Origin of the sequence: Pseudomonas cichorii (assembly GCF_003700275.1) — a bacterium.
In the GTDB taxonomy this organism is placed as follows: Bacteria; Pseudomonadota; Gammaproteobacteria; order Pseudomonadales; family Pseudomonadaceae; genus Aquipseudomonas; species Aquipseudomonas cichorii_B.
On sequence record NZ_RBRE01000085.1, the window covers coordinates 79,140 to 101,934 of the forward strand.

Annotated in this window: 21 protein-coding genes; 16 read left to right on the top strand and 5 right to left on the bottom strand. The window is 59.1% G+C overall.

Annotated elements, in window-relative coordinates:
• Positions 1-107 precede the first annotated feature (107 nt).
• The 8 genes from ALQ04_RS22610 (at position 108) to hemN (ending at position 7,939) form a co-directional block, all read left to right on the top strand.
• Entirely contained in the window at positions 108-362 is a 255-nt protein-coding gene (locus tag ALQ04_RS22610) for a type II toxin-antitoxin system Phd/YefM family antitoxin (protein WP_122317953.1), read from the top strand.
• Complete coding sequence (locus ALQ04_RS22615; protein WP_122317954.1) at positions 362-814, top strand: type II toxin-antitoxin system VapC family toxin; 453 nt, start codon at positions 362-364, stop codon at positions 812-814. The genes ALQ04_RS22610 and ALQ04_RS22615 overlap by 1 nt, the downstream gene beginning before the upstream one ends.
• Before the next feature lie 191 nt (positions 815-1,005).
• Positions 1,006-2,421 carry a cytochrome c oxidase accessory protein CcoG gene (gene ccoG / locus ALQ04_RS22620; RefSeq protein ID WP_122317955.1) on the top strand — a complete coding sequence of 472 codons (1,416 nt, stop codon included), beginning with the start codon at positions 1,006-1,008 and terminating at the stop codon, positions 2,419-2,421.
• A gap of 11 nt (positions 2,422-2,432) precedes the next feature.
• Positions 2,433-2,972, top strand: a complete 540-nt coding sequence (locus tag ALQ04_RS22625; protein WP_122317956.1) for a FixH family protein — start codon at positions 2,433-2,435, stop codon at positions 2,970-2,972.
• Positions 2,973-2,983: 11 nt separating this feature from the next.
• Complete coding sequence (locus tag ALQ04_RS22630) at positions 2,984-5,503, top strand: heavy metal translocating P-type ATPase (RefSeq protein WP_122317957.1); 2,520 nt, start codon at positions 2,984-2,986, stop codon at positions 5,501-5,503.
• Complete coding sequence (ccoS, locus tag ALQ04_RS22635) at positions 5,482-5,703, top strand: cbb3-type cytochrome oxidase assembly protein CcoS (protein WP_122317958.1); 222 nt, start codon at positions 5,482-5,484, stop codon at positions 5,701-5,703. Before ALQ04_RS22630 ends, ccoS begins: the two co-directional genes overlap by 22 nt.
• A gap of 29 nt (positions 5,704-5,732) precedes the next feature.
• A complete protein-coding gene (locus tag ALQ04_RS22640) occupies positions 5,733-6,416 on the top strand; it encodes a sulfite exporter TauE/SafE family protein (RefSeq protein ID WP_122317959.1) in 684 nt (227 codons plus the stop codon).
• 140 nt (positions 6,417-6,556) lie between these two features.
• Positions 6,557-7,939, top strand: coding sequence for an oxygen-independent coproporphyrinogen III oxidase (gene hemN, locus ALQ04_RS22645; protein ID WP_122317960.1), 1,383 nt, complete (start codon positions 6,557-6,559; stop codon positions 7,937-7,939).
• A 4-nt stretch (positions 7,940-7,943) separates the two neighbouring features.
• Here the strand turns inward: hemN and ALQ04_RS22650 are convergent, their stop codons facing one another.
• Positions 7,944-8,411, bottom strand: a complete 468-nt coding sequence (locus ALQ04_RS22650; RefSeq protein WP_122317961.1) for a chemotaxis protein — start codon at positions 8,409-8,411, stop codon at positions 7,944-7,946.
• A gap of 151 nt (positions 8,412-8,562) precedes the next feature.
• Here ALQ04_RS22650 and fnr point away from each other — a divergent pair, with 151 nt between their 5' ends.
• A complete protein-coding gene (gene fnr, locus ALQ04_RS22655; RefSeq protein WP_122317962.1) occupies positions 8,563-9,297 on the top strand; it encodes a fumarate/nitrate reduction transcriptional regulator Fnr in 735 nt (244 codons plus the stop codon).
• A 62-nt stretch (positions 9,298-9,359) separates the two neighbouring features.
• Positions 9,360-9,908, top strand: a complete 549-nt coding sequence (locus ALQ04_RS22660) for an adenine phosphoribosyltransferase (RefSeq protein WP_122317963.1) — start codon at positions 9,360-9,362, stop codon at positions 9,906-9,908.
• A gap of 65 nt (positions 9,909-9,973) precedes the next feature.
• On the opposite strand, the gene recR is transcribed toward ALQ04_RS22660, so the two are convergent.
• The 3 genes from recR to dnaX all read right to left on the bottom strand — a co-directional run bounded on the left by recR (position 9,974) and on the right by dnaX (position 13,321).
• Positions 9,974-10,576 (bottom strand): recombination mediator RecR, encoded by a 603-nt coding sequence (gene recR / locus ALQ04_RS22665; protein ID WP_122317964.1) that lies wholly within the window; start codon positions 10,574-10,576, stop codon positions 9,974-9,976.
• Between the two features lie 200 nt (positions 10,577-10,776).
• A complete protein-coding gene (locus tag ALQ04_RS22670) occupies positions 10,777-11,103 on the bottom strand; it encodes a YbaB/EbfC family nucleoid-associated protein (protein WP_122317965.1) in 327 nt (108 codons plus the stop codon).
• A gap of 61 nt (positions 11,104-11,164) precedes the next feature.
• Complete coding sequence (gene dnaX / locus ALQ04_RS22675) at positions 11,165-13,321, bottom strand: DNA polymerase III subunit gamma/tau (protein ID WP_122317966.1); 2,157 nt, start codon at positions 13,319-13,321, stop codon at positions 11,165-11,167.
• A gap of 595 nt (positions 13,322-13,916) precedes the next feature.
• Here dnaX and ALQ04_RS22680 point away from each other — a divergent pair.
• From ALQ04_RS22680 to ALQ04_RS22700, 5 genes are all read left to right on the top strand, one after another.
• On the top strand, positions 13,917-16,832 hold the full coding sequence (locus ALQ04_RS22680) for an aldehyde dehydrogenase family protein (RefSeq protein WP_122317967.1): 2,916 nt from the start codon (positions 13,917-13,919) through the stop codon (positions 16,830-16,832).
• Positions 16,833-16,842: 10 nt separating this feature from the next.
• Positions 16,843-18,000 carry an MFS transporter gene (locus tag ALQ04_RS22685; protein ID WP_122317968.1) on the top strand — a complete coding sequence of 386 codons (1,158 nt, stop codon included), beginning with the start codon at positions 16,843-16,845 and terminating at the stop codon, positions 17,998-18,000.
• Between the two features lie 291 nt (positions 18,001-18,291).
• Positions 18,292-19,044 carry an ABC transporter substrate-binding protein gene (locus ALQ04_RS22690; RefSeq protein WP_122317969.1) on the top strand — a complete coding sequence of 251 codons (753 nt, stop codon included), beginning with the start codon at positions 18,292-18,294 and terminating at the stop codon, positions 19,042-19,044.
• 108 nt (positions 19,045-19,152) lie between these two features.
• On the top strand, positions 19,153-20,832 hold the full coding sequence (gene acpA / locus ALQ04_RS22695) for an acid phosphatase (RefSeq protein ID WP_122317970.1): 1,680 nt from the start codon (positions 19,153-19,155) through the stop codon (positions 20,830-20,832).
• 105 nt (positions 20,833-20,937) lie between these two features.
• Positions 20,938-21,432 (top strand): N-acetylmuramoyl-L-alanine amidase, encoded by a 495-nt coding sequence (locus ALQ04_RS22700; RefSeq protein WP_221033418.1) that lies wholly within the window; start codon positions 20,938-20,940, stop codon positions 21,430-21,432.
• Between the two features lie 69 nt (positions 21,433-21,501).
• On the opposite strand, the gene ALQ04_RS22705 is transcribed toward ALQ04_RS22700, so the two are convergent.
• Positions 21,502-21,993, bottom strand: coding sequence for a hypothetical protein (locus ALQ04_RS22705; RefSeq protein WP_259645069.1), 492 nt, complete (start codon positions 21,991-21,993; stop codon positions 21,502-21,504).
• Positions 21,994-22,225: 232 nt separating this feature from the next.
• On the opposite strand from ALQ04_RS22705, the gene ALQ04_RS22710 reads away from it, so the two are divergent.
• Positions 22,226-22,795 (top strand): PAAR domain-containing protein, encoded by a 570-nt coding sequence (locus tag ALQ04_RS22710; RefSeq protein WP_122317972.1) that lies wholly within the window; start codon positions 22,226-22,228, stop codon positions 22,793-22,795.

Consider the following 22,795-nt stretch of genomic DNA (forward strand, 5'->3'; position numbering starts at 1 on the left):
TGCATTTGGACAACACATTTATAGTGTAGGTACGTTTCTACAAGACTAGAATTTCTTCAGCAAATCCCATAGAAACAGCGCTGCACATTTTCCAGGAGGTCTTATTCATGACGACAACCCTCTCAAGCCGCGAATTCAACCAGGACACCAGCGGCGCCAAGAAGGCAGCCAACGAAGGTCCGGTGTTCATCACCGACAGGGGCCGTCCGGCGCATGTCCTGCTCTCCATCGAGGACTATCGCAAGCTGACCGGCAGTGCAGTCAGCATTGTCGACATGCTGATCATGCCGGGTGACGACCTCGATATCGAGTTCGAGCCACAACGCGCGATCATCACGCCTCGCCATGTAGACCTGTCCTGATGTTCCTGCTCGATACCCATGTGGTATCCGAACTCCGCAAACGCGATGCAGACGCCAATGTCGTGCGCTGGGCAAAAGACCACGCCCCCGCCAGCCTGTTCATCTCGGCGATCACCGTCATGGAACTGGAAACCGGCGTGCTGCGCATCGAACGCCGCGACTCCCTCCAGGGCGCGACCTTGCGCGGCTGGCTGGAACACCGTGTGCTGAAAGCTTTCGCCGGACGCATCCTGGCCGTGGACAGCGCAGTAGCCAGGCGCTGTGCGCAATTGCACATTCCCGATCCGCGCAGCGAATGCGATGCCTTGATCGCTGCCACCGCGCTGGTGCATGGCATGAAAGTGGTGACCCGCAATACCGCCGACTTTCAACGCTGCGGGGTCACGGTGCTCAATCCATGGGTCAGCCAGTTGCACGAAGAACCTGCGGTCTATCGGGCGGCGCCGCGCTGAGCAACGACCATAATTACCCTGTCAATTGATCCAGATCACTTACACGAACCGTTAAAGGAACCCAACGCGACCAAAGGTCGCAGCCTTGAGGTATAAGGGCAGGCGTATCATTGACCCCATAAGAAACCGCCTTTTGGCCGCAGTCGGCAAACACTGGCTGCGGCACTTTTCCACTGCCGTGGGACGCCCCAATGAACGATCGGATTCCGGTACACAACATCACCCCGCCACCCAGGCATGACGGCAATAGCGTCGACCTCTACGCCGCGCGCGAAAATATCTATACCCGCGCCTTCACGGGCCGGTTCCGCAACTTGCGCATGCTCGGCGGGCTCGGCCTGTTTCTGGTGTATTTCGGCACGGTCTGGCTGAACTGGGGCGGGCATCAGGCGGTGTGGTGGAACCTGCCGGAGCGCAAGTTCTACATCTTCGGTGCAACCTTCTGGCCGCAGGACTTCATCCTGCTGTCGGGCATCCTGATCGTCAGCGCCTTCGGCCTGTTCTTCATCACCGTCTATGCCGGGCGCATCTGGTGCGGCTATACCTGCCCGCAAAGCTTCTGGACCTGGATTTTCATGTGGTGTGAAAAGGTCACCGAAGGCGACCGCAACCAGCGCATCAAGCTCGACAAGGCGCCCATGAGCGCCAACAAGTTCGGGCGCAAACTCGGCAAGCACACGCTCTGGCTGCTGATCGGCTTCATGACAGGGCTGACCTTCGTCGGTTACTTCTCACCGATCCGTGACCTGTGCATCGAACTGTTCACCGGCCAGGCCGATGGCTGGGCCTATTTCTGGATCGGCTTCTTCACCCTGGCCACCTACGGCAACGCCGGCTGGCTGCGCGAGCAGGTATGCGTGCACATGTGCCCATATGCCCGCTTCCAGAGCGTCATGTTCGACAAGGACACGATGATCGTTTCCTACGACCCGCGTCGCGGTGAAAGCCGTGGGCCACGCAAGAAAGACGTGGACTACAAGGCGCAGGGCCTGGGCGACTGCATCGACTGCACCATGTGCGTCCAGGTCTGCCCGACCGGCATCGACATCCGCGACGGCCTGCAGATCGAATGCATCGGCTGCGCCGCCTGCATCGATGCCTGCGACACCATCATGGACAAGATGAGCTACCCGCGTGGCCTCATCAGCTACACCACCGAGCACAATCTGTCAGGCCAGGTCACCCACCTGCTGCGCCCGCGCCTGATCGGTTATGCACTGGTGCTGTTGTTGATGATCGGCTTTCTGGTCAGTGCGTTCTTCATGCGCTCGCTGGTCGGCTTCGATGTCAGCAAGGACCGCGTGCTGTATCGCGAAAACGCCGAAGGCCGCATCGAAAACGTCTACAGCCTCAAGGTGATGAACAAGGATCAGGTCGACCATACCTACGTCCTTGAAGCCACCGGCCTGCCCGACCTGAAACTGCAGGGCAGGCGTGAATTCAAGGTCGCTGCGGGCGATATCTTCACCATGCCGGTGGAGCTGTCCAGCGCTCCCGAGCAGATGCCGTCGAGCACCAATGAGGTCACCTTCATCCTCAAGGACATCGATAACGACGATACCCGTGTCGAAGCCCAGAGCCGGTTCATCGGCCCACAAATTCGCTAAAGGACCCAGCAATGTCAGTCGCACTCGCTTCAAGCCCCTGGTACAAGCACCGTTGGCCATGGATCATCATCGGCATCCTGGCCTGCTCGGTGACCCTGAGCCTGTCGATGGTGACCATCGCCATCAACAACCCGGACAATCTGGTCAACGACAACTATTACGAGGCAGGCAAAGGCATAAACCGCTCGCTCAATCGCGAGTTGCTGGCTCAGAATCTCAAGCTGCGCGCCAGCATTCACCTCGACGAACTGACCGGCGAAGCCGAGCTGCGCCTGAGCGGCAACAGCCAGCCTGAACGCCTGGAACTGAACCTGATTTCACCGACCCAGCCGGACAAGGACCGCCGGATTTTCCTGACCCGCAGCCCGTCCGAAGCCGGACGTTACATTGGCCAGTTGCAGGACCGGATCGAAGGCCGCCGCTTTGTCGAGCTGCTGGGCAGCGAAAACGGCCAGACCTGGCGCCTGTTCGAGGAAGAACAGGTCAGCCATGACAGCACCCTGATGCTGGGCGATGAACCGCTGCAAGGTGCAGAAGACAGAAAGAATTGAATACAGAACCTGTGGGAGCGGATTTATCCGCGAAAAGACCGCCCTCCTTCGCGAATGAATTCGCTCCTACACACAGTTGCTATCACTGCGCACTGCCAGTACCAGCGGGCAGCCGCTTCACCGCCGTCGTGCTCGGGGAAACCCGCGAGCTGTGCTGCCCGGGCTGTCAGGCCGTGGCCCAGGCGATTGTCGCCGGCGGGCTGGAAAGCTATTACAGCCACCGCAGCGAAACGTCGATCAACCCCGAAAGCCTGCCCGCACAACTGGTCGATGAGCTGGAGCTGTATGACCGCCCCGACGTGCAGGCCCCCTTCGTTCGGCATGAGGGCGAACTGTGCGAAACCACGCTCTTGATGGAAGGCATCAGTTGCGCAGCCTGTGGCTGGCTGATAGAGCGCCACTTGCGCAACCTGCCTGCCGTGGCCGAAGCGCAACTCAACCTGTCCAGCCATCGTCTGCATGTGCGCTGGTCTGACAGCCAGATGCCACTGAGCCAGTTGCTGAGCGAATTGCGCAGCATCGGCTACGCCGCGCATCCTTATCAGGCCGACCGCGCCACCGAACAACTGGCTAGTGAAAATCGCCTGGCCCTGCGCCAATTGGGCGTGGCCGGCCTGCTGTGGTTCCAGGCGATGATGGCGACCATGGCCACCTGGCCGGAATTCAATATCGACCTCAGCCCCGAGATGCACGCCATCCTGCGCTGGGTCGCGCTGTTCCTGACCACGCCGATCATTTTCTACAGTTGCGCGCCCTTCTTTCGTGGCGCCCTGCGCGACCTGCGCACCCGCCATCTGACCATGGACGTTTCGGTATCACTGGCCATCGGCGGTGCCTATCTGGCCGGGATCTGGACCGCCATCACCGGCACCGGCGAACTGTATTTCGATGCAGCAGGCATGTTTGCCCTGTTTCTACTGGCCGGGCGCTATCTGGAGCGACGCGCACGGGAACGCACCGCCGCTGCCACCGCACAACTGGTCAATCTGCTGCCCGCTTCCTGCCTGCGCCTGAACGACGATGGCCAGCCCCAGCGCATCCTGCTCAGCGAACTGCGCCTTGATGACCGTATTCTGGTGCACCCCGGCGCCGTCATAGCCGCAGACGGCAAGGTGCTCGAAGGCCAGTCCAGCGTCGACGAATCGCTGCTGACCGGCGAATACCTGCCGCAACCGCGCGGCGCAGGCGACAGCGTGACTGCCGGCACACTCAATGTCGAAGGCGCATTGACCATTCATGTTCAGGCGCTGGGCCATGAAACCCGCCTCAGCGCCATCGTGCGCCTGCTGGAACGCGCCCAGGCAGATAAACCCCGGCTGGCGGAAATCGCCGACCGTGCGGCGCAATGGTTTCTGCTCGGCTCGCTGATCGCCGCCGTGGTCATCGGCCTGTGCTGGTGGCAGATCGATTCGGCCCGCGCCTTCTGGATCGTCCTGGCGATGCTGGTCGCCACCTGCCCGTGCGCCCTGTCGCTGGCAACACCCACTGCCCTGACCGCCGCCACCGGCACCCTGCACAAGCTTGGCCTGCTGCTGACCCGCGGGCATGTGCTCGAAGGCCTGAACCAGATCGACACGGTAATCTTCGACAAGACCGGCACTCTCACCGAAGGCCGCCTTACCCTGCGCAGCATCAAACCGCTCGGGGCGCTGGATGCCGATACCTGCCTGGGCCTGGCCGCGGCCCTGGAAAACCGCTCGGAACACCCCATCGCCCGGGCATTCGGTCGCGCACCGCTCGCCGCAGAAGAAGTCCACAGCACACCGGGGCTCGGCCTGGAAGGCCGCGTCGCAAGCCAGCGCCTGCGAATCGGCCAGCCGGGGTTCGTCTGCGCCTTGAGCGCCAGCGAGATTCCGCCGATGCCCGATGAGCTCGGCCAATGGCTGCTGCTCGGCGATACTCAGGCGCCACTGGCCTGGCTGGTTCTCGATGACCGGCTGCGCGAAGATGCCGGCCAACTCCTGCAGGCCTGCAAGGCGCGCGGCTGGAAAACCCTGCTGCTGTCCGGCGACAGCTCGCCGATGGTCGCCAGCGTCGCCGCCGGACTGGGGATCGACGAAGCCCACGGCGGCCTGCGCCCGGATGACAAGCTGGCCATGCTGCAACGCCTGCATCAACAGGGCCGCAAAGTGCTGATGCTCGGCGATGGCGTCAACGACGTGCCGGTGCTGGCGGCCGCCGATATCAGCATCGCCATGGGCTCGGCCACCGATCTGGCAAAAACCAGCGCCGATGCCGTGCTGCTGTCCAATCGCTTGCAGGCATTGGTCCAGGCCTTCAGCCTGGCGCGGCGCACCCGTCGGGTAATTATCGAAAACCTGCTGTGGGCCGGGCTGTACAATGGCCTCATGCTGCCGTTCGCCGCGCTGGGCTGGATCACTCCCGTGTGGGCTGCGGTCGGCATGTCCATCAGCTCATTGACCGTGGTGCTCAACGCCTTGCGCCTGACTCGTCTGCCCAGCGTGCAGACGCCAGCGCCCGTGGCTCGACAGTCGGTTTCGGAGGCTTTATGCCCGCCCTCTACATCATGATCCCGGCAGCCCTGCTGCTGGTCGCCATCGCGATCTATGTGTTTTTCTGGGCCGTGGACAGCGGGCAATACGACGACATGGAAGGCCCTGCCCACAGCATCCTGTTCGACGACGAAGACCCACGGCACCAGGCGGCCCAGAATGAAGCGTCACGCAGCAACCCGCCATTGCAACAGGACGAGAGCAAGCCCGATGCCTGAGCCCCGTGCAGTTATCGCGTTGAACTCCCATGCTTGAACTCGCGCCCCTGCTGCTTTCCGCCCTGATCCTCGGCCTGCTCGGCGGCGGCCACTGCCTGGGCATGTGCGGCGGCCTGATGGGCGCCTTGACCCTGGCCATTCCCAGGGAACAACGCAGTCGCCGCTTTCGCCTGCTGCTGGCCTACAACCTTGGGCGCATCCTCAGTTATGCCAGCGCCGGCCTGCTGCTCGGGCTTGCTGGCTGGGCAGTGGCCAACAGCCCGATAGCGACGGCAATGCGCGTGGTCGCCGCCCTGCTGTTGATTGCCATGGGCCTGTACCTCGCCGGCTGTTGGAGTGGCCTGACGCGCCTCGAAAGTCTCGGTCGCGGCCTGTGGCGTCACATCCAGCCGATTGCCGCCCGCCTGCTGCCGGTATCGAGCCTGCCCCGCGCCTTGCTGCTCGGCGCATTATGGGGCTGGCTGCCATGCGGGCTGGTCTACAGCACCCTGCTGTGGGCGGCCAGCCAGGGCAATGCCTTCAATAGCGCCTTGCTCATGCTCGCGTTCGGCCTCGGCACCTGGCCGGTGCTGCTGGCCACCGGGCTTGCCGCCGAACGCACCACAGCCGTGCTGCGTCAGCGCGGGGTTCGCATGGCCGCAGGCCTGCTGGTGATCCTGTTCGGCCTGTGGACCCTGCCCGGTCCACATCAGCACTGGCTCATGGGTCACTGAAGCGCAGCGCAACAGATGCCTTGCACAGGCCAGACAGTTTCATCGGCAGCCTCCGCGCGTATTTGACGCACATCAACACCCTTGCACAGGCAGCTCCGTAGACTCACACGCATTGCCAGCCTATCCGGGGGAATGCCCGCATGCTCGACGCCATTCGTTGGGACTCAGATCTGATCCGCCGCTACGACCTGGCGGGACCTCGCTACACGTCCTACCCAACCGCAGTGCAATTGCATACGCAAGTCGGTGCCTTTGACCTGCTGCACGCCTTGCGTGACAGTCGCAAGGCCGTGCGGCCCTTGTCGCTGTATGTGCATATCCCGTTCTGCGCGAACATTTGCTACTACTGCGCCTGCAACAAGGTCGTCACCAAGGATCGCGGCCGCGCCCATGCCTACCTGCAACGGCTGGAACAGGAAATCCAGATGCTGGCCAGCCATCTGGCGCCCGGCCAGGTGGTCGAGCAACTGCACTTTGGCGGCGGTACACCGACCTTTCTCAGCCATGACGAACTGCGTCAGTTGATGGCGAAACTGCGCAAGCATTTCAATCTGCTGGATGACGACTCCGGCGACTACGGCATTGAAATCGACCCCCGCGAAGCCGACTGGTCAACCATGGGCCTGTTGCGCGAGCTGGGTTTCAATCGTGTCAGCCTCGGCGTGCAGGACCTTGATCCGGCCGTACAACGCGCCGTCAATCGGCTGCAAAGCCTGGAAGAAACTCGCGCCATCGTCGAAGCCGCACGCACCCTGCAATTTCGCTCGGTGAACATCGACCTGATCTACGGCCTGCCCAAACAGACCATCGAAGCCTTCACCCACACCGTCAACGAAATCATCAGCCTGCAACCTGACCGCCTTTCGGTGTTCAACTACGCCCATTTGCCCGAGCGCTTCATGCCGCAACGGCGCATCGACAACGCCGACCTGCCCTGCCCTGAAAACAAGCTGCTGATGCTTGAGCGCACCATCGAGCAACTTACCCAGGCGGGTTACCGCTACATCGGCATGGACCACTTCGCCCTGCCCGACGATGAACTGGCCATCGCCCAGGAAGAACTGACCCTGCAACGCAACTTTCAGGGCTACACCACTCACGGTCATTGCGACCTGATCGGCCTGGGCGTCTCGGCGATCAGCCAGATCGGCGACCTGTATTGCCAGAACAGTAGCGACCTGAACGACTATCAAGGGCTGCTGGCCAGCGATCAACTGGCAACCAAGCGCGGGCTGGTGTGCACCGAGGACGACCGGATCAGGCGCGCGGTGATCCAGCAGTTGATCTGCCATTTCGACCTCGATTTCAGCGAGATCGAAAAGACCTACAACATCGATTTCAGGGCTTACTTCGATGAACTGTGGCCGCAACTGACCGACATGGCCAGGGACGGCCTGATAGAACTGAGCGCAACCGGCATCAATGTCTTGCCTGCCGGACGGCTGTTGGTGCGTTCGGTGTGCATGGTGTTCGATGGCTACTTGAACCAGCAGAACCGCCAGCGGTTTTCGCGGGTGATCTGAACAGCTACATCTTGGCCATGACCAGAATGCCAGCCTTGACCTTGTCGGCATCGCTGGCCTGCATCTGATTCATGAGGTTGGCCATGTCAGCGGTGGAGTTGCTCACTTGCCGCTGCAGCATGCCCAGCACCGTTTGCAGGGCGGTGGCCCGGGTCTGGCGCTCTTCGTGGCTGAGGCTTCTGTCCTTGAGCACGTCCTGGATCTTTTCCAGGGTTTCCTGGATTTTTCGCTGCAGCTCACGAACGGCCTTGAGGATTTTCTGTACCGACTCGGGAAGGCCGCTTTGCTCGATATCCGAATTGCGGGACGACGAAGAGGCCGCAGCCTTGCCTGCACTCGACAGCTCCACCTCGATGCCTTTTACCTGGCGTGCCGGTTCGGCCGTTTCAGTGCCTTGGGTCGGGGCAGATACCGGCTGGATCGCAGCAGAACGAATACTCAAGGGACCGAGAATCGAGCCTGACAAGGACATACAAAACCTCCTGCAAATGTTTAATCCGTGTAAGTTTATCGACACACAGACAAGAACCTTGATGCCGCAGGGCCTTTTCCAGACTGGTCTAAGCCACCGTGCCTGAGTTACCCTTACGACCTATGTGTGATTTCCCACAAGGAATTAAGTGATGTCCGAGCCAGTCAAAGTGCGTGCTCATACCCAGGCCCATTGCAAGGACTGTAGCCTCGCGCCGCTCTGTCTGCCCCTGTCGTTGAACCTGGAAGACATGGATGCCCTCGACGAAATCGTCAAGCGTGGTCGCCCGCTGAAAAAAGGCGAATTCCTGTTCCGCCAGGGCGATACCTTCGCTTCCGTTTATGCCGTGCGCTCCGGCGCGTTGAAAACTTTCAACATCAGTGATGGCGGTGAAGAACAGCTCACCGGCTTCCACCTGCCCAGCGAACTGGTCGGCATGTCCGGGATGGACTCCGAGGCTTACCCGGTTTCGGCTCAGGCCCTGGAAACCACATCGGTCTGCGAGATTCCTTTCGAGCGTCTGGACGAGCTGTCCGTACAGCTTCCACAACTGCGTCGGCAACTGATGCGCGTCATGAGCCGTGAAATCCGCGATGACCAGCAGATGATGCTACTGCTGTCGAAAAAGACCGCAGACGAGCGCATCGCGACCTTCCTGATCAACCTCTCGGCACGTTTCCGGGCACGTGGCTTCTCGGCCAACCAGTTCCGCCTGAGCATGTCGCGCAATGAAATCGGCAACCACCTGGGTCTGGCCGTGGAAACCGTCTCCCGGGTTTTCACCCGCTTCCAGCAGAACCAGTTGATCGCAGCCGAAGGCAAGGAAATACATATTCTGGACCCGATCCAGCTCTGTGCCCTGGCTGGCGGGGCAATGGAAAGCTGAAACGTGCGCTCCGGGGCTGGTCGGCTTAAACTGTCGGCCAACCTTGCTCCGGATTGTATGTAATGATTTTCGATGAATTGAGCTTCAGATCCCTGATTCGCCCGGTCGTGGACTTTCCCAAACCCGGCGTAGTGTTTCGCGACATCACCCCGCTCTTCCAATCGCCTAAAGCGACCCGTCTGGTGATCGACAGCTTCGTGCAACGTTACATCGAGGCCGACTTCAGCCACGTCGGCGTGATGGACGCCCGCGGCTTCCTGATTGGTTCGGTGGTGGCTTACGAACTGAACAAGCCACTGATCCTGTTCCGCAAACAAGGCAAGCTACCGGCAGACGTGCTGTCCGAGGGTTACCAGACCGAATACGGCGAGGCCTATCTGGAAGTGCACGCCGACAGCCTGTGCGATGGCGATTCGGTGGTGATGTTCGATGACCTGATCGCAACCGGCGGCACCCTGGTTGCCGCTGCCAACCTGATCCGCCGCATGGGCGCGCACATTCACGAAGCCGCAGCGATCATCGACCTGCCGGAACTGGGCGGCTCACAGCGCCTGGAAGACATGAACATCCCGACCTTCTGCCTGACCAACTTTGCGTTGAACGAGCAGTAATTGTCTGTTCGCGAATGAATTGGCGCCTACGCACGTAGTAGCCAATTCATTCATGAAACACTCCATCACAGCGCAATCGGTTTGCGCCCCGCAAACGAATGCGCCAGCGTCCCGCCATCGACCAGATCCAGCTCACCACCCAACGGCACGCCATGGGCGATGCGTGAGGCAATCAGGCCTTTTTGATTGAGCAACTGGGCGATGTAATGCGCAGTGGCTTCACCTTCCACCGTCGGGTTGGTGGCCAGAATCACCTCAGTGAAAGTGCCCTGCTCGTTGATGCGCTCCAGCAACTGCGGGATGCCAATCGCCTCAGGCCCCAGCCCGTCGAGTGGCGACAAGTGGCCCTTGAGCACGAAGTAACGCCCGCGATAGCCGGTCTGCTCGACTGCATAGACATCCGTCGGCCCTTCGACCACGCACAACAGCGTGTCGTCGCGACGCGGGTCTGCGCATTGCGGGCACAGATCCTCTTCGGTCAGCGTTCGGCAGGAGCGGCAATGACCGACACCTTCCATGGCCTGGCTGAGCGCCAGCGCCAGACGCGAGCCACCGCTGCGGTCACGCTCCAGCAACTGCAAGGCCATGCGTTGCGCGGTTTTCTGACCGACACCCGGCAGTACGCGAAAGGCATCGATCAATTGACGAATCAGGGGGCTGAAGCTCATGGAGAGTGGTCCGACAAAAACACAAGACGCGGTTTATACCCGTGCCTTGCGGTGAGCGTCAATTCGGGGTCTGCCGAATACAGGCCCAGGGGATGCTATTCGCGAATGAATTCACCCCTACAGCCTCGTAGGAGCCAATTCATCCGCGAACAAAAATGCCAGGCACTGGGCCTGGCATTGTTCAACACCTGGAAACGGCCTTAGAAAGGCAGCTTCATGCCCGGCGGCAGTTGCATGCCTGCGGTCATGCTGGACGTCTTTTCCTGGCTGGCCTGCTCGATCTTGCGCACGGCGTCGTTGACGGCGGCGGCAACCAGGTCTTCCAGTACTTCTTTGTCTTCCTGCATCAGGCTGTCATCCAGAGTGATGCGCTTGACGTCATGACGACCGGTCATCACCACGCTCACCAGGCCTGCGCCCGACTGGCCGGTAACTTCCGCGTTAGCCAGTTCTTCCTGCATCTTGGCCATTTTTTCCTGCATTTGCTGGGCCTGTTTCATCAGGCCAGCCATGCCACCTTTCATCATGGGATATCTCCTCGAAAATGGATGGTTCGTTTGCACAACGCCACTGGCGTCGAGCCGTCAGTTAATGAGTCTGCGCTACGGGAGCGTCCACGGGTTTGATCGTATCCTCCCGAATCACTGCGCCAAACTGTTGCATCATTTGCTGAATGTACGGATCGGCCTGAATCGAAGCCTCGGCCTGACGCTGACGCTCGGCACGCAAGCGGGACGCCGCCTGGGCAGGCGTTTCCTGCTCGGGCTTGATCAGCTCGATACTCAAGTTGATCGTACGACCATGGAACTGGTTCAACGCATCATTCAGACGACGCTGCTGAGTCGAGTTGAACAACGCACTGTGCGCCGGATCCAGGTGCAGCAACCAGCTATCGCCTTCGGCCGAAATCAGCGTGCAGTTAGCGGCGATACTGCCCGTCATGCCGGAGATAGGCAATTGAGGGAACATTTCCAGCCATTGCAGCGCCAACCCGGTGGCGGGCATCGCAGCGGGCTCGGGTTCAGGCTCCGGCGCTTCTGCATCGGCGACGCTTTCGTGGGCCAATTCATCGAGATAGTTGTAGGAAGCAGGATCGATATCGACATCCGGCTCGACATAATCGTCATCCAGCGGCGGCTCGTCGTCGCGATCCATGGACGCCGACAGATAGGCCGAGTCCGGAATCGACTCCAGCATACCCGGCGTAACCGGTGGTTCGGCAACCGGCTCAGGCTGGACCTGCGGCGCGTCCGGCACCGGGCTGGCAGGCTCGGGCGCTGGCATCGGGGTCAGTTCCGGTTGCTCCGCGACGGTTTCCAGCACCGGTTCAGGTTCGGGCTGCGCGACCGGCTCGGCTACAGGCTCGACAACCGTGGCCTTGGGCTCGTTCCAGGGCAGATCGATTTCTTCGACCGGTTCTGGAGCTGGAGCTGGAGCCGGCGCAGGCTCAGCAACCGTCTGCACAGGGGCTGGCGCAGGTTTTTCAACTACGGGCTCGGCAAGTACCGGCTCGACCACCGGCACCGGCGCTATGGCCGCAACAGGCGTTACAGGAGCTGCCGGTGCACTGGCTGTCGCACCGGCCACCGGGGTTCGGGAATCAACTGCGGCCTGGTTGATCCCCACTGGCTTTAGCGGCTGTCTCGGCGCATCGGCGCTCTCGGCGGGACGAAACGCCAGCATTCGCAGCAGGACCATTTCAAAGCCACCACGCGGATCCGGCGCCAGCGGCAGATCGCGACGTCCGATCAAACCCATCTGGTAGTAAAACTGTACGTCTTCGGCAGGCAACGCCTGAGCCAGGGCCAACACGCGATCACGGTCGCCATGGCCGTTATCGACACCTTCCGGCAGCGCCTGGGCAATTGCCACGCGATGCAGAACGTTGAGAATCTCCGACAGCACGCCATTCCAGTCCGGCCCCTGCTCGGCCAGATGACGCACGGCTTCCAGCAGCCCGCGCGCATCGCCTTCCAGCAATGCGGTCAGCACATCGAACACCTGGCCATGATCCAGCGTGCCCAGCATGGCGCGCACATCGGCCGCCATGACCTTGCCTTCACCAAAGGCAATCGCCTGATCGGTGAGGCTCATGGCGTCACGCATCGAACCATCGGCGGCACGGCCCAGCAGCCACAGCGCGTCGTCCTCGAACGGCACGTTCTCGACACCCAGCACATGGGTCAGGTGCTCGACCACGCGCTCGGGAGTCATGTTTTTCAGCGAGAACTGCAGGCAGCGCGACAGGATCGTGGCCGGCAGCTTCTGCGGGTCGGTGGTCGCGAGGATGAACTTGACGTAGGGCGGCGGCTCTTCAAGCGTCTTGAGCAACGCATTGAACGAGTGGCTGGAAAGCATGTGCACTTCGTCGATCAGGTAGACCTTGAAGCGTCCGCGGCTGGGTGCGTACTGCACGTTATCCAGCAACTCGCGGGTGTCCTCGACCTTGGTGCGGCTCGCGGCGTCGATCTCGATCAGGTCGACGAAACGCCCCTCATCGATCTCCTGACAGACCGAACAGGTGCCGCAAGGCGTGGAAGTGATGCCGGTTTCGCAGTTCAGGCACTTGGCGATGATCCGCGCAATGGTCGTCTTGCCGACGCCACGGGTGCCGGTGAACAGATAGGCATGGTGCAGCCGCTGGCTGTCCAGCGCATTGATCAGGGCCTTCAACACATGAGTCTGGCCGACCATTTCGCGGAACGAGCGCGGACGCCATTTACGTGCAAGAACCTGATAACTCATTGAAAACCGTCGCAACTGGGAAGCGGAAGACCGCTAATGCTAGCGGAGCAAGAGCAAAATTGCATCTGGTGTCCTTGGTTATCTGACTCGCATTACGTTGCGGGATTGTATTTCATTAAACGGCTGGCGTAAGCTGAAACGGCTAAATCGTGAGCCCTCAAGAAGAGATCACCCACGAAGAGGCTTCAATACCAGATCAGGACGCTGCATTTTTACAAGGGTTGGCAGACAACAGGTTGTTTACGTTGCCTGCCTGTAAGTGGAAAACCGCACATACGGATAAAACGTATGGGCAATTATCTGGCTATTGATATCTTCCATGTCGATTTCCATTGTGAACCCGTCTGCATACCCGGAGCGTGCCCCCAAGGGTCTTGCCCGGCTGGATTGTCATGTTGCGAACAGTCGTCGTCGCAGCATTCTCTTTGCCTTTACCTTCTCTCCCCCCCTGACCCGACACTGATTTGTTATCTGGCCTGATTGCTTCCCGATACTGCTCAGGGGCTTTGTCCTGCCTGTCCGCAATGGCCTGAGCGTTTCAAGCAACACGCCCTTCAGGGGGCGGTTTATTTGCATCAAACAGGGAGTTCATTGCATGTGGTGGAAAAGTCTTGCTCGGCAAATTCAGGAAAGGACTGCCGATAACAACGAAATCGTTGCGTTCGGTGCGGGCTTTGGTCCCTCAGGGCTGCCTCATATCGGGACATTGTGCGAGGTACTGCGCGTCAGTATCGTCAGAGCGGCTTTTGAAAAGATCTCAAGCAAGGAAACCCAGCTTTTTATTGTTTCCGACGATCTGGATGCCTTGAGGAAAGTACCCGCTACGTTTCCGCAACCGGATGTTCTGCTGGGACATCTGGGGCGACCATTGTGCGATATTCCCGACCCGTTCCAGAAGGCAAGAAATCTGTCGGCAGGTATCAACGCCCGACTTGACGATGCTTTGTCACCTTACGGCCTGGACTACCAGTTACTTGAAAACAGCGCATTGTATCGGGCTGGCTACTACAACTCGACGATCAGACAGTTTCTCTCTCGAATGGAAAAGATCAATCAGGTGGTTGCCTCACGCCTGGGGATTACCCGTCAAAAGAGCTACAGCATGTTCATGCCCGTGTCGCGTGTTTCCGGGCGAATCATCGAGCATCTGGTGGTGCGCAATGTTGATATCGAGCGAGGGGAAATCACCTATCGAATTCCCCCGGACCTGCTGATCAATCGGCCCGGTGAGGAATACAGCATTACCTCTCAGGAATACTACGCCGACGAACCCATTGGCGAAGACATCACCACCTCCGTATTGGACGGACACTGTAAATTGCAATGGAAAGCCGATTGGGCAATGCGCCTGATTCATCGCGACATTTCCTTTGAGATGCATGGCGAAGACCTGACTGATTCAGCAAATACCGTGCGTGACATCTGCGCGGTGATGGATGTGCAAGCTCCGATTCTGATGAAGTACGGGCTATTTACCGATATTGCCGGCAAGAAAATATCCAAAAGCAAAGGTAATGGCTTTTCGCTGGAGCAAGTCAGTAAGTACATGCCTGAGGAAGCGCTGCAGCATTTCATGTTCAGCAATCCTTATCGCACAACTCGCTTCCACCCTCAGGTCTCGATCAAAGCGTATGACAATTATCGGGCCGACCATGCACGCATGGTTACCGGAGACGATGACAACCCTATCGGTTATTTCCATCGGTCCCCGACTCATGGCAAGCGCGTTTCCACTTACCAACGAATACTGAACATCCTCACGGCCTGCCATCCCGATGATATTGATGCGGCTTACTATTACCTGCTCAAGCACGACAAAATCCGGCAGGACATTCTTGCGGATGAAACCTTCACCCACGTTGTACAGAAAGCATTTACCTATTATCAGGAACGGGTTGCCCCGCATTTCCACGCGCGATTACTCAATGAATTCGCAGAATCGATGCTGTATCAAATCTCGGAACAGTTCAAACAACTGACGCAGAACCACAGACCGATAGTGAAGACCCAGATTACCCACATCTTTGATCAAATCGGCGCTCCCGGTCACAACAGTGCCTATCGGATGCTTTACGCCTGCCTGTTCGGCGAGGAAAGCGGGCCAAGACTCGAGGAGTACATCAATCGTCTGGGCGTACAGGCATTTTGTACGGTGCTCGAATCACGGATCAAACAGGCTGTTCATTACAGGGAGAGTGAAATCATGGACACGCAACTCAATCAAGCTATTACCGAGTATTCCGACATTCCACGCCCGATGCCTATCGTGCCTGCGCGAGACAGTGGACGAGTACTGGAGACCATCGACTTCCAGGATGTCAAAGCACGTGCCGCGGCGTTTGCACAGCATCTGCGACACAATGCGGAAACGATTGCCGGGAGCCTTTCAGGATTCGAGTGCTACAACGTGGCAGTCGATGAAATCGAGCGCTGCGTCGAGCTGCTGGAGAACCTGGAGCTCAACAGCCCGTTCTTTGAACGCAAGGTCCGTTGCGTCACCAGTTATCTGCCACTCAATCAGCCAATCTATGCCACAACGTGCTTTGGCATCATCCCTTCGTTAATGGCCGACTCAGCCTGGCTTCGACCACCGACCGCCATGCATTCGCACTACAAGAAACTACTGCAATCGTTGCAGTTGGAGCATTTCTTCCCGAACCTGAATATCTCTTTTGCCGATAAAGAAAAATTTGTCAGCCAGACGGCCGCCATATCCGATGCGGTGATTTTTACCGGCACACCGGAAAACGCAACCAAGGTGCGCAAGTCTTACCTAAAGCGCACCCTGTTCATTCTCAACGGAGCAGGCCATAACCCATTGGTGGTTTCTGCTGACGCTTCGATCGACACCGCCATCGAAAGTGCTCTGCGGGTGGTGCTGTACAACCAGGGACAGGATTGCGCCGGTCCCAACAGTATCCTGGTGCATCGGGATATCCATGCCGAATTCATTCATCGTTTGCGTGAAGAGTTGCTGAAGTGTGAAGGCCATGTAGGCGATTACGCCTGTAAAGAAAATATCGTCGGGCCCAACAGCGATCCTGATCACACCCTGAAAGTGGTCAGGATGTTCAAGGAGTACCGGGAACACTGCACGTATGGCGGCGAGATCAATCCGATCAGTGGATTGATACGCCCTACCGTATTCGAGCGGCCATTGTCTCTGGGCGGCAACTACAAGGAATTTTTTGCACCAGTGTTCTTTGTCCAGCCCTATGAAGAAGACGCCGAACTGGCAAGCTACTTTGAACACCCCCTTTATGCGCCCAACTCCATGTACGTGTCGCTGTTTGGGAGCAGTCACTACATCGACAGCCTGGTGGCCTGCGGAAAACATGATGCGGATACGGTGCTCAATAACACTGACCTGCATGTCGTGGAAAAAGGCTACAACCCTTACGGCGGGCATGGCGTCGCGGCGTCCTGCCTCTATGTCAACGGTATACGGATTGCAAAACCGACGTTACCGCAGCGGGATATTCACGAACATCTTGTTGCGACGGGGGCCTGAGGTGTGACGAATGAATAAATTATTGCTGGCGGCTCTGATACTCGGCGTTTCTATCGTCGGGTTGACTATCGGCTCAACCGTGCCAGTGGTTGCGTTACGCCTTTACCAGGCCGAGGCTTCAAGCGTTCATATCGGTGTGATGTCTGCACTACCTGCGGCCGGCATCATCCTGTCGGCCTTTATGGTGGATTGGCTCTGCCAGCGGTTGAGCCGAAGACACATATATATGGCGTGTTTCACGTTATCGATCCTGAGCGTAGCCGCCATCGAGGTTTTCGCTTCGACAGTTTACAGCCTGGCTTTCGCCAGGCTGGTGATGGGAGTGACCGCAGGAATCATCATTATTCTGGGAGAGTCCTGGGTGAATGAAATCGCCGAAGACTCCCACAGAGGAAGAGTCGTGGCGATCTACACCACATGCTTCACGATCTTCCAGGTGATGGGGCCAGGAATGGTGGCCCTGTTCGGCACCGCAGGCCCACATGTAATAAGCGTGGTAATTGCAGGGCATCTTTTGGCATTGGCGATGATTGGTTTTACCTTGCCCAGACAGGTGATCCATCACGAACACGCCGAAAGCAAAACGTTCTCGGTGCTGGGCTTCATCCAAGTGGCACCGGCACTGTGCATGGGCATCATCTTCTTCTCGTTTTTCGATAGCGTGATCCTGTCGATGTTTCCGGTTTATGCCGCCGAACACGGCTATACCATCAAACTGGCAGCGCTGATGGTGACCGTGATATTGCTTGGCGATGCAGCTCTGCAGTTTCCGCTGGGCTGGCTATCGGACAAAGTCTCCAGACCTACGATCTATGTGGGATGTGGGGTGCTTTCTCTGACCATCGGGGCCTGCCTGCCGTGGCTGATGAACTATCCCTTGTTGTTATGGCCAAGCCTGGTGATCCTGGGAGCCGTCGCGGGCGGGGTCTACACCCTGGCGATCATTCTGATCGGCGAGGGCTTCAAAGGAGCGGATCTGGTCACCGCAAATGCCAGCGCCGGATTCTTGTGGGGGGTTGGCAGCCTCCTTGGGCCGCTGGTCAGCGGCGCAGCAATGACCACCAGCGCCCATGGTCTTCCGTTGGCAATGTCTGCGGCGGCCGGGCTTTTTGTACTGGTTGCATTGCCAATGCTCAAGAGAACGATCCGGGCCAAAGCACTTGGTTGAACCCCCATCATCTAACCAGGCTCTGTATGAGATCCAGCAAAGGGCAAGCGAAAAACAGAGGGAGACGCAATCGACTTTATTCATGTAAACAAGCATTGCTATCAACTTCAGCCAGACCTGCTTCCAGCCAGATCACCAAAGCACAGCTACATTTCATACAGAGCCCGTCCAGATAGTCATGTATCTAATACGCTGATACATCACACATCGGGCTGAACAAATGAAAGCAAGGGCACTCTGTAATCAGGTCTTTTAAGAGCCGTTCATCTGCGGCTCGTGGTTGAGGGCCCCATGCGTCGAAACCCGATCCTGTTGTGCGTTCTACTCCTGTTCAGCCCATTGAGCGGTGCCGCCGAGCCCCCGCTGCGATTCTCGGTGGCCGAAAGCTGGTCGATGCCGTTGATCCGCATCGAAAACAACCAGCCGACCACCGGCATTCTGTTCGACATCATGCAAAGCCTGGCCAGTCAGGTGGGGCGTACTGCCGAGTTTCACGTTCTTCCGCGCCTGCGGGTCCAGCCGGCGATGGATCGCGGGGAAGTGGATATTCGCTGCTATACCGCCCAGGCCTGGGTGCCGGACCTGTCGGGGGATTATCTGTGGAGCCTGCCGATCCTGTATCAGCGTGACCTGCTGATCGCCTCGGCCCAGACCGCGGCCGGGCCATACCCTGAGCAATTCGACCATGAAACCATCGGCACCGTGCTCGGCTACAACTACCCGACGCTGGAGCACCTGTTCGCCAATCACAAACTGGAACGCGAAGACGCGCGCAGCCAGGAACATGCCGTGCGCAAGCTCATCGCCGGCCGCTACAACTACGCCATTGCCAGCCAGATGATTCTCGACTGGGTCAACCGCGACTTGCCCCCCAGCAAACGCCTGAAGGTCATTTCCCTGATCAGCGAACAGGCCGCTGGCTGCATCGTGCGCAACGACCCGGACATTCCCGTGCAGCAAATCCTCCGCACCCTGGTGCGCATGAAAGTCTCGGGCGAGATTCAGCAGATCATCGACCGCTACACCGCGCCGCCTGCGCCCTGATCTTGACTGCTTTCATTCAGGGCTGGGCGGCTGTAGCAGAATCGTCATACAGCGCGGATACGCTCCTCGGAAATCTTTAGTAACACTTAAAGCGAGCAGGTAATCCGCATGAGCGACAAACCAGACGATGACTCACAAGCCAACCCCAGCCGTCGTCGCTTTCTGGGCGGGATGGCGGCCCTGGGCGCAGGCGTCACCCTTGGCGGCTACGCCAATGCCAACGAAAAGGCTCCCGCTGTCGCTGCCGAAAAACACCTGAGCGGCGCAGCGCTGGACAAGGCGCTGCAAAAACACATCAAGACAGTCGTGGTCATCTACGCCGAGAACCGCAGCTTCAATAACCTGTTCGCCGACTTCCCGGGAGTTGAAAAGCCGCTCTCGGCGCTCAAGCCTGCCGACTACCAGCAACGCGACCGCGACGGCACGCTGCTCAAGACCCTGCCACCGGCCTGGGGCGGCGTCTTGCAGATCGGCCCGCAGAGTGTCGATGGCGTCAGCTACCCGGCTGGCGTGCAATATCAGGAAAACCTGCCCAACGCGCCCTTCCCGCTCAAAGGCCCGAATGGCGAAGACCTGCCGCTGAGCCTGGTGACCCGCGACCTGTGGCACGTGTTCTACCAGAACCAGATGCAGATCAACGACGGCAAGAACGACCGCTTCGTGGCCTGGGCCGATGCTGGCGGATTGAGCATGGGGATGTACCCGCAGAGCCGTTACTCGCTGCGTCTGTGGGACGTGGCCAAAGAATTCGTGCTGTGCGACAACTTCTTCCAGGGCGCTTTCGGCGGTTCGTTTCTTAACCACCAATACCTGATTTCCGCGACCGCGCCGATCTACCCCGACGCCGCCAACTCGGCCGCCAAATCGCAGATCGCCACCCTGCAAAGCGACGACCCGCAAGACCCGCGCCTCAAGCCCCTGGAAAAATCCCCGGCCAGCGCCATGGAAGGTCCGCCGCAGTTCGGCCCCAGCGCCATCACCCCGGACGGCTATGCGGTGAATACTCTCGCCCCGCCGTACTGGCCGACCTGGCTGCGCGACCCGCAGAACCCGGACTACTCCAAGCCCGATCTGGCCAACGTGCTGGTGCCGCAGAGTCACGAGCACATCGGCGACAAGCTGTCGAAAAAAGGCATCGAATGGGCGTGGTATGCGGGTGCCTGGCAAGTCACCCTCGATGAGTACAAGGACTCCACCGGCATCCCGAAAATCCCCAACTTCCAGTACCACCATCAGCCATTCAACTACTTCAAGCAGCAAGGCCCGCAGAACCCGGTCGAGCGCAAGAAGCGCCTGCGCGATGGTGGCCTGGGCGATGAGTCGAGCAGCAACAGATTTCTGGCCGACGCCGAAGCCGGCAAGCTGCCCGCCGTCAGCTTCTATAAACCGCAAGGCAACCTGAACATGCACGCCGGTTACGCCGACGTCGCTTCAGGCGACCGGCATATCGACCGGGTCATCAAGGTGCTGCGCAACAGCCCGCAGTGGGAAAACATGGTGATCGTCATCACCGTCGATGAAAACGGCGGCTGGTGGGACCACGTCGCGCCGCCCAAGGGTGACCGTTTCGGCCCCGGCACGCGCATTCCGGCGCTGGTCGTCTCGCCTTTCGCCCGCAAGGGCAGCGTGGACCATACCGTTTACGACACCGCCTCGATCCTGCGCCTGATCACCCGCCTGCACGGCCTGGAAACACTAAACGGCCTCAAGATGCGTGACGACGCCATGCGTGCCCGCGGCCAGACTCCCATGGGCGACCTGACCAATGCCCTGCACTTTCCCACCTGAACAACTGAAAAGCCTGTCAGCCGCTATGCACAGCGGCTGACTTGAGGCTCAGGCCGCTCTTGTATTCCTTACAAGGTTCAAACCACCTTGCAAGGAATGCACTACATGAGCCAGACATCCCCTCCTACCCTCAAGGACCGAGACAGCACCGACCTGATCGTCGTCCACTGCTCCGCCACCCGCGCCAATGCCGATATCGGCGTGCGTGAAATCACCCAATGGCACATCCAGCGCGGCTTCGATACCGTGGGTTATCACTACGTCATCCGCCGTAATGGCGAGCTGGAAAGCGGACGCCCGGAAACCACCATCGGCGCCCATGTGCGGGGCCATAACGGCAACTCCATCGGCGTTTGCCTGGCGGGCGGCGTAGACGCCAACAACAAACCGGAAAACAACTTCACTGCCGCGCAGTTTGCGACCCTTGAAACACTGCTGGGGCAACTCAAGAGCCGTTATCCGGCTGCGCAGATTCTGGGGCATCGCGACCTGTCACCGGATCGCAATGGCGATGGCAGGATCACACCCAATGAATTCATCAAGGCATGCCCATCGTTCGATGTAAGAGAATGGCTGGCGGGACGAAACAGCGCGCTGTGAGCCAGAACAGCGGCCAACACACGCCGGTTGTCATCGCCTGAAGCAATGACACCCGGCGTTTTACAACCCTTACTTCATTGCCAACTGAGCAGCTTGCTGTCCTTGCTCGGAAGTCAGGGTTCCGTTCTTGGAAATCTTGTCCAGCGAGTTGCTGGCGCTCATCAGGCTGGCAGTGAGCGTCGCAATGGTCGACTGCAATACGCCAACACGGGATTGCTTGGTCTGCGGGTCCATACTCTGGTCAGCCATCAGCGCCTGCAACTCTTGCTGCTTCTCGGCGATCTTTTCCTTCAGCTCACGAATCATCTTCAGAATACGCTGCGCGTTTTCCGGCAAACCGCTGGACTCGATATCCTGGTTAGGATTGGCTTTTTCCTCGGCAGCCTTCTTAAGGCCCAGACCCGAGAGCGACACCTGTACACCTTCAGCAGGCTTGGCAGGCGCAACAGTTTGCGACGGGGTTGTTGCCGCTTCTACCGCGTCATCGACTGCTTTTTTCGCCGCCACATCAAGCATGGACAGCTGGTTATTATTGAGTGGCTGCGAACCGATGGCGATCATGACAAATCCTTACAAGGAAATTAGTTTGTACTGTATCTGCATTGTATCGACCGACGTACAAAGAGCTTGAGGAGATTTTACAAAATGTTTCCACGGTGAATGGGGCAAGGCAAAACAGCCGAGGAAAGCCCTGAATCTCGTAGGAATTGTTGAAATACCAGGCAGGAATTCGCCACCCAGACAGCCGCCCAGTTATTGCCCATCGCCCGACGCGCCTTTAATATCGCAACCCTTGGCAGCGCCTGCGGCTACACACGGCTCGCCAATCACCTTTACCCTCAGAATTTTTGAAACGGACCTTCAAATGAGTGGCAAACCTGCTGCCCGCGTCACAGACCCCACCAGTTGCCCACTCCCGGGGCACGGCACCAACTCCATTGTCAGCGGCTCCCCCAATGTGAACTTCGACGGCCTGCCTGCCGCCCGAATGGGCGACACATCCGCCTGCGGCAGCCCGATCACCGGAGGCGTCAGCGCAACCGTATTCATCAACGGTCGGAACGCCGCAACACTGGGCAGCACCGGCGCCCACGGCAACTTTATTACCGGCGGCTCCGGCACCGTGATCATCGGCGACACCTTCGTCCCGGCCCCTTTCAGCGGCCTGCTGCCGATGCCCGTGCACTTCAGCGACAAGCTCAAACTCATCAACGAAAGCACCGGCGAACCCATGGCCAACCACGGCTACGCCATACAGCGCGCCGACGGCAGCATCGAAGAAGGCATCAGCGACGCCCAGGGTTTCACCCATGTGGTGAGCTCGCACCTGGCGGAAAGCATCAAACTGTTTCTGGAAGATTGA

What these genes read in the sequence shown, in the direction of transcription:
- ALQ04_RS22610 (WP_122317953.1), top strand. Translation starts at nt 108, where the DNA reads ATGACGACAACCCTCTCAAGCCGCGAATTCAACCAGGACACCAGCGGC.
- ALQ04_RS22615 (WP_122317954.1), top strand. Translation starts at nt 362, where the DNA reads ATGTTCCTGCTCGATACCCATGTGGTATCCGAACTCCGCAAACGCGAT.
- ccoG (WP_122317955.1), top strand. Translation starts at nt 1,006, where the DNA reads ATGAACGATCGGATTCCGGTACACAACATCACCCCGCCACCCAGGCAT.
- ALQ04_RS22625 (WP_122317956.1), top strand. Translation starts at nt 2,433, where the DNA reads ATGTCAGTCGCACTCGCTTCAAGCCCCTGGTACAAGCACCGTTGGCCA.
- ccoS (WP_122317958.1), top strand. Translation starts at nt 5,482, where the DNA reads ATGCCCGCCCTCTACATCATGATCCCGGCAGCCCTGCTGCTGGTCGCC.
- ALQ04_RS22640 (WP_122317959.1), top strand. Translation starts at nt 5,733, where the DNA reads ATGCTTGAACTCGCGCCCCTGCTGCTTTCCGCCCTGATCCTCGGCCTG.
- hemN (WP_122317960.1), top strand. Translation starts at nt 6,557, where the DNA reads ATGCTCGACGCCATTCGTTGGGACTCAGATCTGATCCGCCGCTACGAC.
- ALQ04_RS22650 (WP_122317961.1), bottom strand. Translation starts at nt 8,411, where the DNA reads ATGTCCTTGTCAGGCTCGATTCTCGGTCCCTTGAGTATTCGTTCTGCT.
- fnr (WP_122317962.1), top strand. Translation starts at nt 8,563, where the DNA reads ATGTCCGAGCCAGTCAAAGTGCGTGCTCATACCCAGGCCCATTGCAAG.
- ALQ04_RS22660 (WP_122317963.1), top strand. Translation starts at nt 9,360, where the DNA reads ATGATTTTCGATGAATTGAGCTTCAGATCCCTGATTCGCCCGGTCGTG.
- recR (WP_122317964.1), bottom strand. Translation starts at nt 10,576, where the DNA reads ATGAGCTTCAGCCCCCTGATTCGTCAATTGATCGATGCCTTTCGCGTA.
- ALQ04_RS22670 (WP_122317965.1), bottom strand. Translation starts at nt 11,103, where the DNA reads ATGATGAAAGGTGGCATGGCTGGCCTGATGAAACAGGCCCAGCAAATG.
- dnaX (WP_122317966.1), bottom strand. Translation starts at nt 13,321, where the DNA reads ATGAGTTATCAGGTTCTTGCACGTAAATGGCGTCCGCGCTCGTTCCGC.
- ALQ04_RS22680 (WP_122317967.1), top strand. Translation starts at nt 13,917, where the DNA reads ATGTGGTGGAAAAGTCTTGCTCGGCAAATTCAGGAAAGGACTGCCGAT.
- ALQ04_RS22685 (WP_122317968.1), top strand. Translation starts at nt 16,843, where the DNA reads ATGAATAAATTATTGCTGGCGGCTCTGATACTCGGCGTTTCTATCGTC.
- ALQ04_RS22690 (WP_122317969.1), top strand. Translation starts at nt 18,292, where the DNA reads ATGCGTCGAAACCCGATCCTGTTGTGCGTTCTACTCCTGTTCAGCCCA.
- acpA (WP_122317970.1), top strand. Translation starts at nt 19,153, where the DNA reads ATGAGCGACAAACCAGACGATGACTCACAAGCCAACCCCAGCCGTCGT.
- ALQ04_RS22700 (WP_221033418.1), top strand. Translation starts at nt 20,938, where the DNA reads ATGAGCCAGACATCCCCTCCTACCCTCAAGGACCGAGACAGCACCGAC.
- ALQ04_RS22705 (WP_259645069.1), bottom strand. Translation starts at nt 21,993, where the DNA reads ATGATCGCCATCGGTTCGCAGCCACTCAATAATAACCAGCTGTCCATG.